This is a genomic window from Enterococcus sp. 22-H-5-01 (assembly GCF_050310005.1).
Classification (GTDB): domain Bacteria; phylum Bacillota; class Bacilli; order Lactobacillales; family Enterococcaceae; genus Enterococcus_A; species Enterococcus_A hailinensis.
In genome coordinates this window covers 502,021-515,860 of sequence record NZ_CP189993.1, presented here as the reverse complement: position 1 = coordinate 515,860, position 13,840 = coordinate 502,021, and the positions used below count along the sequence as shown (strand labels likewise).

8 protein-coding genes, 1 pseudogene and 1 other annotated feature are annotated in these 13,840 nt (G+C 37.7%); of the genes and pseudogenes, 1 reads left to right on the top strand and 8 read right to left on the bottom strand.

Annotation, left to right across the window (positions count from 1 at the left end; genetic code table 11):
- Positions 1–39 precede the first annotated feature (39 nt).
- The 6 genes and pseudogenes from pheT to lepB all read right to left on the bottom strand — a co-directional run bounded on the left by pheT (position 40) and on the right by lepB (position 12,097).
- Entirely contained in the window at positions 40–2,457 is a 2,418-nt protein-coding gene (pheT, locus tag ACQKTA_RS02610) for a phenylalanine--tRNA ligase subunit beta (RefSeq protein ID WP_427814081.1), read from the bottom strand.
- 6 nt (positions 2,458–2,463) lie between these two features.
- A complete protein-coding gene (pheS, locus tag ACQKTA_RS02605; RefSeq protein WP_332580511.1) occupies positions 2,464–3,507 on the bottom strand; it encodes a phenylalanine--tRNA ligase subunit alpha in 1,044 nt (347 codons plus the stop codon).
- A gap of 94 nt (positions 3,508–3,601) precedes the next feature.
- Positions 3,602–3,799: a binding site (T-box leader), on the bottom strand.
- 47 nt (positions 3,800–3,846) lie between these two features.
- A complete protein-coding gene (locus ACQKTA_RS02600) occupies positions 3,847–4,191 on the bottom strand; it encodes a winged helix-turn-helix transcriptional regulator (RefSeq protein WP_071856986.1) in 345 nt (114 codons plus the stop codon).
- Between the two features lie 66 nt (positions 4,192–4,257).
- Positions 4,258–7,943, bottom strand: a pseudogene (gene addA / locus ACQKTA_RS02595) (helicase-exonuclease AddAB subunit AddA).
- Positions 7,933–11,415 (bottom strand): PD-(D/E)XK nuclease family protein, encoded by a 3,483-nt coding sequence (locus ACQKTA_RS02590; protein ID WP_427814080.1) that lies wholly within the window; start codon positions 11,413–11,415, stop codon positions 7,933–7,935. The pseudogene addA and the gene ACQKTA_RS02590 overlap by 11 nt, the downstream one beginning before the upstream one ends.
- Before the next feature lie 139 nt (positions 11,416–11,554).
- Entirely contained in the window at positions 11,555–12,097 is a 543-nt protein-coding gene (gene lepB, locus ACQKTA_RS02585; protein WP_427814079.1) for a signal peptidase I, read from the bottom strand.
- A 178-nt stretch (positions 12,098–12,275) separates the two neighbouring features.
- Between lepB and ACQKTA_RS02580 the strand changes: the two genes are divergently transcribed.
- On the top strand, positions 12,276–12,872 hold the full coding sequence (locus ACQKTA_RS02580) for a nitroreductase family protein (RefSeq protein WP_427814078.1): 597 nt from the start codon (positions 12,276–12,278) through the stop codon (positions 12,870–12,872).
- 91 nt (positions 12,873–12,963) lie between these two features.
- Here ACQKTA_RS02580 and ACQKTA_RS02575 read toward each other — a convergent pair whose 3' ends face one another.
- Positions 12,964–13,458 carry a hypothetical protein gene (locus ACQKTA_RS02575; RefSeq protein ID WP_427814077.1) on the bottom strand — a complete coding sequence of 165 codons (495 nt, stop codon included), beginning with the start codon at positions 13,456–13,458 and terminating at the stop codon, positions 12,964–12,966.
- A 12-nt stretch (positions 13,459–13,470) separates the two neighbouring features.
- Entirely contained in the window at positions 13,471–13,674 is a 204-nt protein-coding gene (locus ACQKTA_RS02570) for a hypothetical protein (protein ID WP_332580517.1), read from the bottom strand.
- Positions 13,675–13,840 lie beyond the last annotated feature (166 nt).

Genomic DNA, 13,840 nt, shown 5'->3' with positions numbered 1-13,840 from the left:
TCCGGAAATTAATTCCCGGAGTCTTTTGGTTTAATCAAATTAACGAATGACCGCACCTAATTTTTCTGTTAAGTTTTTAACTACTTTTTCCATCGCACGATTGATCTCTTCATCAGTCAATGTTGCTTCTGGATTTACAAATGTTAAGCTATAAGCCATTGATTTCTTACCTGCTTCGATATTTTTTCCTTGATAAACATCAAATACTTGAACATTTGTTAAGAATTTACCGGCTGCTTCGCGAATCACTGATGAAATTTCAGCATTGGCACTTGTTTCATCAACTAACATAGCAATATCACGACTGACAGCTGGGTATTTAGAAACAGCTTCAAACACTAGCGGTGCTTGTTCATATCCAATTAAAGCTTCTAGATTTATTTCGGCTACATACGTCGCTTTTAATTCATAACTTGAAGCCGTTTTAGGATGAACTTGACCTACAAAGCCGATTAATTCTTCTGCTAAATAGATTCCTGCTGTTTGGCCTGGATGCATTTCAGGCATTTTGATTGAACGATAAGAAATTTCTTCTGTTAAGCCCAATCCCTCAACCAACTCTTCGACCATTCCTTTGATCGTGTAATAATCACATGGTTCAGCTTTAGCTGCCCATGATTTATCTGCAATATTTCCAGTTACTGCGATTGCAACATGATTTTGTTCAATTGGCAGATCTTTTTGCGGATCATTATTTTGATAGAATACATGGCCAATTTCATAGAATGCGACATCGTTATTTTTACGTGCAACATTATAAGCTAAATCTTCTAATAAACCGCTGATCAAATTCAAACGCATTGTTGAGCGATCTTCACTCATTGGCCAAGCTACACGAGTAACACGACTTTCGCCAATTAAAAATTGTTGTGCTTTTGTTTCTGTTGTCAATGCGTAACTAATTGCTTCTGAAAGACCACTGCCTTCCAATAAATTACGAACTTTACGTGTTGCTTTTTGAGATTCTGTTAAAAAGCCGGCAACAGTTTGACCTTCAGGTAAAGTTGAAGGTAAATTATTATAACCATAGATACGAGCGATTTCCTCCATCAAGTCGGCTTCAATCGTAATATCCCAACGACGTGGCGGTACGCTAACAGTTGTTACACCAGATTCGACAGTTGTTTCAAATCCAAGTGCTGCAAAAATTTCATTGACTTGTTCTTGAGTCAAATCTGTTCCTAGGAAACGATTAACGTTTTCTAGTTTTGTGCTGACTTCGATATTTTTTGCTTCCACTTCACTGCCTTTAACTGAACCGTTTAAAACCGTCCCCTGTGCTAATTCAGCGATCATTGCAGCAGCTACTTCACCCGCTAAACTAATCTCACCTTGGTTGATACCTTTTTCAAAACGCATAGATGCTTCACTGCGCAGATTATAGCTTTGAGATGTCCGTCGAACAGATGTATGATCAAACATCGTCATTTCCAATGCTACCGTAGTTGTTTCAGCTGAAATTTCTGAATCCAATCCACCCATGACACCAGCTAATGCGACTGGTACATCGCCATTCGTGATAACAATATTTTCTGGATTCAATGTACGTTCTACACTATCCAAAGTTGTAAATGGTTCATCTTGTTTCGCACGACGAACATGGATTTCTTTACTACCTAATTTATCATAGTCAAATGCATGTAACGGTTGTCCGAACAATAACAAGATATAATTTGTAATATCGACTACATTACTGATTGGACGGATTCCCTCGTTCATTAAACGATTTTGCAACCATTGCGGACTTGGTCCAATTTTTACATTTTCAATGATTCGGATTTCATAATGCGGTGCATCATTTTTATCTTCGACTGATACTTTGATTTTATCGCTAGCTTTTTCAGCTGCTTCAGCTAAGTTCACTGAAGGAAAGTTCGCTTCTTTATTATAAATTGCAGCTACTTCATGAGCCACACCACGAATGCTCAAAGCATCTGCTCGGTTCGGTGTGATCGACAGATCAATGATCGTATCATCCATTTCAAGATATGAAAAGACTGGTTCACCTGCTACAGCATTTTCGGGCATATAATAAATACCTTCAGCGTATTCTTTTGGAATCACTGATTCACCGTATCCAAGTTCTTGCAATGAACAAACCATTCCGTTTGAAACTTGACCGCGCATTTTTCCTTTTTTGATTTTCACATTTCCGCCAATACGTGACCCAGGCAAAGCAACGATTACTTTTACACCGGCTTTGATATTAGGTGCACCACAAACGATTTGTGATAATTCCTCTTCGCCAATATCGATTTGGCAGATAGATAGATGATCAGAATCAGGATGAGGAACACATTCCTTTACATCGCCAACAACGATTTTTTTCAATCCTTCTTCTGGTGATTCTAAACCTTCGACTTCGATCCCTGTAAGCGAAAGACGATCGGCTAATTCTGTTGGTGTAATGTCTTTCAAATCGACATATTCATTTAACCATTTATATGAAACTAACATTGCTTTTTACTCCCCCTTGAATTGTTCCAAGAAACGAACATCGTTTAAATAGAAATTTCGAATATCATTAACGCCATATCGCAACATCGCGATTCGATCTGGTCCCAATCCAAAAGCAAAACCTGAATATTCTTTTGAATCGATGCCTGACATTTCTAAAACATCTGGGTGAACCATACCAGCGCCAAGAATTTCGATCCAGCCAGTATGTTTGCAGACGTTACATCCTTTACCACCACATTTAAAGCAGCTGACGTCCACTTCCACTGATGGTTCAGTAAATGGGAAGTAACTTGGGCGTAAACGGATGCTGCGGTCAGCACCAAACAATTCTTTCAATAAAACTTCTAGCGTTCCTTTTAAATCGCCCATCGTGATCCCTTTATCGACCACTAAACCTTCGATTTGATGGAATTGATGGCTATGTGTTGCATCATCTGTATCGCGACGGAAAACTTTTCCGGGTGAGATCATGCGTAACGCACCTTTTGAAAAATCATGTTTTTCCATTGTCCGTGCTTGAACTGGTGATGTATGAGTACGTAATAATACTTCATCAGAAATATAAAATGTATCTTGCATATCCCGAGCCGGATGATCTTTAGGTAAGTTCATTCGTTCGAAATTGTAATGATCGGATTCAATTTCAGTTCCTTCAATGACTTGATAACCCATTCCTACAAAAGTATCTTCGATTTCTTCCATGATTTGAGTCAAGACATGACGCGTACCATGAGCAACCTTTTTACCTGGTAGCGTAACATCTAAAGATTCTGATGCTAATTGTTTTTCTAATGCTAATTCGGTTAATTCTGCTTTCCGTTCTTCAACAGCTTGAGCTAATAAATCACGGATTTCGTTAGCAAAGGCACCTACTTTAGGTCGTTCTTCTGCAGAAAGATCTCGCATGCCTCGCAATACTTCAGTGATGGGGCCTTTTTTTCCTAGTGTTTCTACACGAATCGATTCAATTGCAGAAAGAACATCCGCTGCTTCGATTTTTGCTAACGTCTGACTTTTAAGTTCTTCTAATTGTTCTTGTAAACTCATTATTTTCTTCCTTTCTTTAATGCTAAAGTGGTAATTATCCACTTATTTCTCCGATTGATTCATCAATTATAAATCACAAAAAGACCTCGTCCCATAAAGGAACGAGGTCTCGCGATACCATCCTAATTCGCCAATTACTTGGCGCTCTTACTTATGATTTAACGGCTTTACCGGTCTTGCGACAAGCTCCAGAAGTGAACTTCATCTTTTTCTTTCTCAGTCTGCTTCCAGTCAATGACAGACATTCCCTTTAAGATCAAAAAAGATTACTCTTTTCTATCAACGCTTTTTAAACTATTTAATTGACTATCCCAATACTACAAGAAATCAATAAAATTATCAACTACATTCTTCAGCAGTAATCCAAGTGTCGCCCCATTGATGAATTTCCTTCATCACATTTTCCAGTGCCTCACCTTTACTTGTCAAGCAATAATCCATCCGTTTTTGACTTCCGCAAGCAACTACACGAGTAACGATTCCTTCAGCTTCTAATTCTTTTAGCCGTTCGGTCAACACACGATCACTTACTTCTGGAATCATTGCAGCAATATCGACAAATCGTTTTGGTCCATCTTCTAATAATACATCAATGATCAAACCGTTCCATTTTTTGCCTAAAATTTGGAAACCTTTTTCAAATTTTGGACAGAGTGAAAAGTTAATTGTCTCTATTTGTTCCATCATTCTCACCTCGATAGAGAGAGTATAGCACAGCACTTACCTTTTATAAGTATAAACTGCCTATCACTAAAGAGATTTTAATAAATCTATCGCTTTATTCCCTTGTAAAAATATTAAATATGCATTTGTAACCGGCTTGTTTTTGGCTTTTTCTAATGCATCCTTATAGAGATGCAACTGTCCACGATAACGTGCAAGCAATTGAGGTTCACGTTTTTCAGTATAATAATCTGTTTTTAAATCATATAATACAATATGGTCTTCAAACTCTAGATAACCGTCAATGATCCCATGTATCAAGATTTCATCTTGATTTTGATAATCTTTAAACAGCTGATTGGCTGGCATCAACATCGCAAATGGTTCTTCTCGATATAAAAAATCTGCATTTTTAATAACGTAATTCCCGATTTCGGAATCAAAAAAAGCGAGAATACTATCAATGGATATTTTTTCAGCTATCTCTAACGTTAATGCCTTTCGTTCAACTAAGTCAGCAATCAGCTCTTCAATCATTTTTTTCTGCGGCCTTACTTTTAGCGAAAGTAACTGCATGACTAAATGCGTTGCCGTTCCGATTTCTGCCGGCGAAAGTTCCTTTTTAGTACTCAAAAATCTCGGCTCACTCAATTCTGTTTCCGTAAAACGATAGTGATTTTGCCTTTGAGTGGATTCATTTAATTCTAACGTTTCGCGATTATCTGGATCATCATAAAGACGTTTCAACTCTGAAACTGATTGATAACTGGTCGTCTTGGTCGCTTCTGGGTAAGGATAATTGAATAGCAGCCGTTTTTTTAGCGGTTGGATATCGATTACACCTTGTGGTATTTCCAATGTCTTTATTTCTGGCAGATAGCTTTGGACCGCTTCAGCAATTTTTTGCGGCTCAACAAAATCGATTGAAAATGTAGCCGGATGATTTTTTATTCGAGCTGGCTGATTGATCGAATATTCTGTTTGATATTGTTCCATTTTAGGATGTCTGAAGAGCGTCATCCCTACCCAATCAAAATAACTATCTTTTTGTCCGCTCCGTAACCCAGCATCTAAAACGGTTTGTTCATTGAGAGCACCTTTGCTCCAAGTTTTCAAAGCTGCTTCCTGATCGTCATAAGAGCCAACTAAATAAATTTTTTGTTCTGCTCGAGTTAGAGCGACATACAGCTTGCGCATTTCTTCAGATAATAATTTATTCAAGTTTTTTTGCTTGACCGTTTGGAAGAGCAAGGTCTCTTTTCTGATTCGATCATCCGGTGTGAGCAATTTCACTCCCAGCCCTAAGCGTTCGTCGAATACATAATTTTTTCGTGTGTCTTGCAGATTAAAACTTTTACTCATATCCATCAAAAAGACAATCGGAAATTCTAAACCTTTACTGCCGTGGATCGTCATCACCCGAACAGCATCGACCAACTCTTCTGTCGGCGGTTCACCCAAGTCTTTTTCTTTTTCCTGCATCTTTTCAATAAATCGAATGAATTGATACAGTCCCCGGAAACTGCTGCGTTCATAATCTTTCGCTCGTTCGATCAAAGCCAAAAGATTGGCATGTCGTTGCTGACCTGCCGGCATCCCTAACACATAATCTAAATAGGCTGTCTCGTTATAAATTTTAACTAATAAATCAGATAAAGATTCACGACGCGCATACTCGCGCCATTGGTTCAATTGTTCTAAAAACTGAGTCAATTTTTTAGCGATCTCATCTGTATTGACTTCACTATAAAGTTGGACTGCTTGATAATACTCTTTTTGCGGCAAAGCTAAACGAATCTGAGCCAGCGCTTCTTCTTGTAATCCAACGATCGGTGAGCGTAAGACTGCAGCTAATGGAATATCTTGGTACGGATTATCAATGATTTGTAATAATGAAATCATGATCCGCAGTTCTGTCGACTGAAAATAATTTTGCGTATCGCTGATAGCTAACGGAATCCCTAACTGTTTGAATACTTCTAAAATGGTTAAATTATTACTTCTAGTCGGTGTTAACAATACGATATCTTCATATCGAACCGGACGCATAGCTTTTATTTTTTTATCATAAATCTCAAAACCTTGATCGATCAGCTGACGAATCTTAGTGGCAGTCATAAAGACCTCCCCCATCGCCTTGTCTTCGATCCATTCTGGGACTTCACCTTTTTTCTGATAAACCAATAATTCCGGTTCAAACGTTTCTTTTGGTGGAAAAGCAGTAAATCCATTGATTAGTTCCGCTTGTTGGTCGTATTCTATTTGCCCTACTGCTTGATCCATTAATTGTGTAAAAATTAAATTAGTAAAATCCAATACTTCTTTACGCGAGCGGAAATTTTCGGCCAAAATAATTCTTCGGCCACCCTCTTCCTCTGCAAAATCGTGGTATTTTTGGATGAATAACGTCGGATCTGCTAAACGGAAGCCATAAATCGACTGTTTCACATCCCCTACCATAAAGAGGTTTCCCGGTTTTTCTGAGCTTAGTTCTTGTAAAATCGTTTCTTGCAGCTGATTGATATCTTGATACTCATCTACTAAGACCTCTGTAAAGCGTTGACGATAATAGGTTTCTGCTGGGCGATCGCCTTCGATTTGCGTCTGTAAGATTTGCAACGTGAAATGCTCCAAATCATTGAAATCCAGCATCCCTTTTTCTCTTTTTTATCGGAATAAGAAGCGATAAAACTTTTTTCAACTCGGACTAATTCTTCAACGATCGGCAGCGCTTCTTGCAGCCGTTCTACTTGTTCATTAGGCGAAACTGAAAAATACATTGCTTGGATTTCTTGTAAGTTTTTTTTCGCTTGATCTCGATAATTTTTACATTCAGCGATCACGTCTCCGTAAAGTTCCTTCACCTCTTTTTTTCGTGGTGATGGATATGTTGAGAATTTCAACTGTTCAAAAATTTTGAAGGCGTCGTCTAAACGGTCTTCTGTCATCGCTTGTTGAATTTGTAAAGTAATTGCTGCTTCATTTTTAGCTAAATCGGTAATTTTTTGTAGCTCATCACTTCCTTGACTGGCCGACTCCATCCATTGATACGTTTGATGGATCTCGCCTAATGCGGTCAATACTTGTGGCCGGATCAAATCTTTATACAAAGTTGAATCTGCTAGCTCTTCAATCCGATAATTATCAACTAAACTATCCAACCAAGTAAAAGGCTGTGGATTTGCTCGTGCAAAATCGTACATTGCTAAAACTAGATCCTCTAGTCCACTATCACTGCGGTCATTTGAGAAATTTTCAGTCAAACGATAAAAAATTTCCTGATTTTCTTCATAGAAAGTTTCTCGTAATTCATCCCAAACATCTTCTTTTAATAAAATCGTCTCTGTATCGTCTGTCAACATCCGGTAACTCGGATCCAAATCGATCAAATAGAAGAAACGTTGGATAACTTTTGAACAAAATGAATGCAACGTCGAGATAGTCGCTGTCGGCAACAACGTTAATTGATGAGTAAAATGATTTTTCAATTCTTGATCTGTTTCTAAGTTGATCGCTTCTTGTAACGCTGATTGGATTCGTTCTTTCATCTCACTTGCGGCAGCTTCCGTAAAAGTAACGACTAATAATTGATCCACCGATAATTGTTGCCGTTTGATTTTTTCGATCACCCGTTTGACTAAGACCGCTGTTTTACCTGATCCTGCTGAAGCAGAAACTAACAAATTAGTTCCTTGATCATAAATCGCTTGCCATTGAGAATCTGTATACATTTCGTTGGGTGCTTTAGGAGGAATGGGATAGTTAGTTGTCATGTAGTTCGTCCTCCATTCTTTTTAAAACTTCTTCTTTTGATAATTTTTCTAGGCGATGGTAATTATTTTCCTTCAACATCGCATCAAATTTGCAGACACTGCGAAATGGGCATTGCTGACAAGCAATGCGCTGATTGTCTTTATACGTGGGATTTAATTTGATTTCACCAGAAACGATTTGATCGCCTGCTTGCTGGATTTTTTCCCGATTGTATTTGCGCAATAAATCGATTTCTGATAAATCATAGAATTTATCTTTCGACTGTGGCACCATCACTGTTTGTCCTTTGCTATCCTTTTTGATTGGGAATAGTAATGAACTTTCTTTTTCCTGTAGACTTTGATCTAGCTGATCGTAAAGCTCAGGTTCTTTGGCAAACAGTCCATCGTATTGATAAGCTTTCAACATTTCTTTTTCAATATTTTTAGGTTCTTTCAATACTGGGTTATGGACGTGGAGATAATATGCACCGGCCGGTTTGATTTCTTTTCCACTTGCTTGACTAAAATCTGTCACTGCTACATCTAAATATGTGATCAACTGCAAAGCAATTCCATAGTACGCATCTGCCACGTTGAAACTGTGAGGACTTGACTTATAATCGATCACACTCAACCAATCATTTTCATTCCCTTGTAACTGATCCAAACGATCGATTTTCCCGCGGATCGCTACTTCACCGCCGTTACGCAATGGCAAATTAATTCCTGGGATTCCCTTTTGTCCACCGATCGAACCAAAAATGATTTCGGTTTGTTGCGGTTCAAGTTTGGTTCGCATACCTTGCTGAACCAGCCCCCAACTCACCTTTTGAATTGTTTGCGACAATTGATAACGAATATAATTCATCCGAGCAGAACTTGAAAGAATTGCAAATTTCAATTCACCAAAAATAGCTTTTAATACTTGGTCAGCTAATTCGTTGCGTTGGGCTTCATTCAATTCTGCCAAACGTAATCCCTGTTCATTCAACATGCGGAAGAAGTGATCCAATGCCTCATGATAAAAATCGCCCGCAGCCGCCGGAGTCAATCCATAAACCGTCCGTTCTTTTAATCCTAAACCAAAGTTAGCAAAATATTTATATTGGCAATTATAAAAATTTTCGATACGTGAAACAGAAACATAGAGATTTTTACCGTATAATCGCTCCGCTGTTTCAGGCAACAATTCTCTTGGTACATTGAGATCTTGTAAACTTTTGAATACACGCTGAGCCATCGGTGCCCATGAACTGTTCTGGATAAATTTCTGTAGCTCGCGCCAGACTGGTAAAAAGGCCCGGTTTTCATCTTGTGCTAAACGATTTAGCGTGATCAAATCAGATAATAATGTGCGCATCGTTCCTAAGTGTTCATTCGGATCACTGTCTAATTTAAGCGCAGGACTTTCATTGATTGGAAGATTCAATCCATTACTTAATTGACGTAAAAAAGTCGAGACTTCTAATTTTTTTTCACCATCAACATTTGTAGCCAAGCTTAAATACAGTTTTTCGGTTGCTGATAGAAAAACAGAATAGGCTAAAAACGGTTCTCGATTGACCTTGGAACTATTACTTTCAGGCAGGAACTTTCCTTCTGGTAATTGTTGATTGAAGGACGAACGCTCTTCTGCTGATAATAATCCTTTGTCATCAAAACGCGCAGGAAAATCGTTATTATTCAATCCAACAGCAAAAGTTATTTTCATTTGATCTACCCGTGCTAACTCCAAATCATTCACTCGGACTTGATCGATCGCTGTTGGGATTTTCCCGTAAGTCAGATTCATTAAACCTGCTAAAAAGATTTCTTGAAAAGCTGACCAATCGAAAGAATCTTCACCATAGATTAAGACGTATTCATCTAATAAATCTAATAAAGCCTGCCACGTTTGCTCATGATTACGAGCTTTGTCCAGTGAGCCTCGTGCAACTTCTTGATCACGCCAAAAAAGTAATTGGCGTTTGACACCGCTTTGTTCTAAAAAGCGATAAAAGATCGTGGCTGCTTCTAAGCCTGTCTCGGCCTGTTTGATGTGTTTAAAAAAGACTGGAACGATTTGTTGTACTGAGCGACGCACTTCGTTGGTTATTGTTTCTAATTGTTTGGCATCGTTGAATACATCGACCTCAAAATCGTAATCAACAAATTCCCAATCAGCCTTTTTAGTCCAAGCATTGCCTCGGAAATTATAGGCTAAACAAACATTTTCTGTTTGATCGATTTTTTCGCGATAGGCTTGTTGTTCCATAAACCAGGTAGTTGAATTCCAATCGAAAGGCGCAAACAACTCTGTCCGCAGCATCCGAAATAAATCGTTAATCCGATAGTTATACGTATCAACTAAAAATAAGGCTTGTAAAAACTCAATCAGCGGATGGGCTGCCATCTCTTGGGTCTCATCGAGATAAAATGGAATTTCTAATTTTTGAAATAAGTCTGGCAAAATACTGTTGTAGATTTGAGGATTGCGCATCAAAATTTGAATATCTTTATAACGATATCCTTCAACACTGACAAGTCGTCGAATCTCATCGCCTGTCTTACGAATCTCTTCAGCAAGAGTGGCATATTTTGTCATTTGGATCTGAGTGTTACCAGCCATATTCAACCGCTTTTGGTTTGCCCAAAAATCTCCGATTTGATTAAAGACTGTTTTTCGTTCATGTGAATATTGATCCGTTCTCACAGGAATCTGCTGTACATCCGCACTCCGTTTTAACTGATAGTATGTTTTTCCAGGATCAGCAAATAAATTCAATGGATTGGGTTCTTCATTTGGATACGGCCGATCTAGCTCTAAGGAAACATACAGCTCTCCGCAAGTCATCAAAGCATTTAAGACACTAAGTTCACGGGCATTAAAACGTGTAAACCCGCTTACGATAAACAAACAATTAGAAAGATCTTGTGTCACCAAATAATTTTGGAGCAATAATAACGGATCTTCGTTTGCGACTTGATAGGTAATCAAAGCTTCTTCATACGCCGCAAAAACTTTTTGCAGATCTTTTAACTTTAAGATTTGATCCTGTTCTGTTCCATTTTCAACCAAATCTGAAACAGACACATTACCGATTTGCATTTCTTGATAAAAGCCAACCAATTGTTGGATAAATCCTGTTTTATTGACTTCACCGCGGAAAATCGTCAGCTCTTCTCGTTGTTCATGCAAAATTTTTCGCAAAATCATGGCATTTCCAGCTTCAGATAAAATATTTCCAGGTACGTGACCATCTCTTTGCAAAAAATACCAAGCTAAACGCTGAAAACTGAAAACTTGCGTTTGAATCGTACTGAATTCTTCAAAACCACGACTTTTTTTCATTGCTGATAGAAGACTGATTTCCTGTTCGAATTTATTGTAATTGGGGACTAAGAAAAACACGCGATTCGCTGAATTCTTCGCCAACCAAGCTTGCGCAGTTTGGACCATCCGTTCTATCGCATCGTTTTGTCCAGCACCTAACAGAAATTGTAACGGCATCGTTTCCCCTCATTTCTTTGAATTGTGTTACTTATTTATTATAACAGTCTGTCCGACAGGAAGCACGATAGGTGATGTTCAATTTAAGCTAAATTCAATATCGCTGATTGGTACAAAATAAAAATAGACTAGCAACATGCTAGTCTATCGTTCCGAATCGTTTTATCGGCCAAAAAACAAATTTTACATCAGCCATAATATCCTTTTCTTTGATCGTACCAATGATACGACTATCTTTTGAAATTCTACGATTGTCTCCCATAACGAACAGTTCACCCGCAGGAACTTTTTCAGAACCGTATAATTCGTTTAAATCAAAATCATCCGTTAAAGGCTGCCCATCAGTCAACTTACTTTTATATTCATCTAAATAAGGTTCGGCATATTTTTTTCCATTAATGTATAAGACATCCTTTTTGTACTCAACCGTATCACCTGGAAGACCGATGACTCGTTTGATATAATTTTTTCCTACATCATCTGGTGCTGGAAAAGTCACGATATCAAAGCGCTGGATTTCAGTATTTTTCAACGCAATTACGCGCTCACCGTCAATCAATGTAGGATCCATCGAATCACCTTTTACTACTACTGGAGTAAAAACAAATTGGCGCAAGCCAATTAAAATTGCTGCTAATACTACTAAATAAAGGAACGTTTTTCCTATTTCTTTCATGTTCACTAATAGCCCTCCATATTTTCTACTGCTAGTTTAGCATAATATCAGCGTTTTCATGAAAGTTATTCAATATCTTTTGAAAAAAATCTATTTGTTTGAGCATATTACTTTCCTTACTTTTAGTAAGATGTTAAAGTAGTTTTTGTAAACAAGAAGAAAACAAGAAAAGGTGGAACTTATTATGTCTCAATTTTTAGGATCATTAAAAGAACGTCGCTCATTTTATGCTTTAGGACGCGACATCAACTTATCTGAAGAAGAAATCACAACGTTAGTTAAAGACGCTGTTAAACATAGTCCTACAGCTTTCAACGCACAATCTCCACGTGCAGTTATTCTTTTCGGTGCTGCACATGAAAAATTATGGAATATTGTTGAAGAAGCATTAAAACCTTTGACTCCAGCAGAAGCTTTCCCTAATACTCAAGCTAAAATTGCTGGTTTTAGAGGCGCTTATGGAACTGCTTTATTCTTTAAAGAAACAGATACAGTGAAAAATCTACAAGAACAATTCGCTTTATATGCTGATAATTTCCCAGATTGGGCAGAACAATCAAACGGAATTGCGACAGCAAACACTTGGACTGCTCTTAACGAAGCTGGTCTTGGCGCGAACTTACAACATTACAATCCCGTTATTGATGATGCAGTAGCTAAAGAATGGGATATTCCAGCTAACTGGCAATTACGTTCACAATTGGTCTTCGGTTCTAAAGAAGGCGCAGCGAACGAAAAAGAATTCTTAGCTGATGACGAACGCTTCCGTGTATTCCATTAATCATTAAAATGTTGGAACAAAAGTGACTTTACTTTTGTTCCAACATTTTTTATTTTCCACAAAAAAAAGATGGCATCTCTGCCATCTTACTTCACTGACCATTTTTGTCTTGATCGTCTTTAGTTAAAATTTCTAACGTACTGCCTTCATTGAGGTGTGTCGAAAGAAAAACAACAAATTCAGTAAATGAATAATCAAAGGTCAAAATGGGCCCCCGACGATTTTTGCGAAAATAATTTAATTTGATCAAACCGCTCTCCTCTTGAAACAAAACAACACGTTCGATTTCACTTAATGGAACTCCACGATTATCTAAACTGAATAAAACTAAACTATTCTCGGTAAATCCTCTTTTATCCAATAAAAAGCTCAGCATGACTAACGCAGCCAAAATCGATTGAACACGACTATTTAAGTCGGTTTCACCGCTAAAGCCTACAAAAAGAATCAAGCAGGCAAAAAAAAGATAAAATGGCGAAAATTTACGTCGTTTGAAGATTGGAACTACAATATCTCTGCGTGCTAATAATAAAAAGACATACAAAACAATTGTAAAAATCCCTAACAAATAGGTGAATATATTCAAAAGAAACCCCTTCTAACTTGGAACGAAACTAGAATATTTTACCACAACCATGTTAGATTTGTCATCTCTTTGTTCTTGATCGATTGATTCACATTGATTGATACGAACGACTGCGCAATTTGTCATTTTAGAAACGACTTCGCCTTCGACGCATTCTTCAAAACCGATTGGATGACACCGATAATTTCTTCCTAATTCAATTTCTTCTTCATTCATAAATAAGCCCTCCAGTACCAACATTCATTTGTTTGTTTAACTTTTGGATCAATGTTACTCGCATTATACATAAGTATGGACCGGTTTACAATCGAAAACCATTCTATATTCGCAAAAATGCCTGGAATCAGTTAAAATCAATTATAAGGAGTGATATTTATGTCTA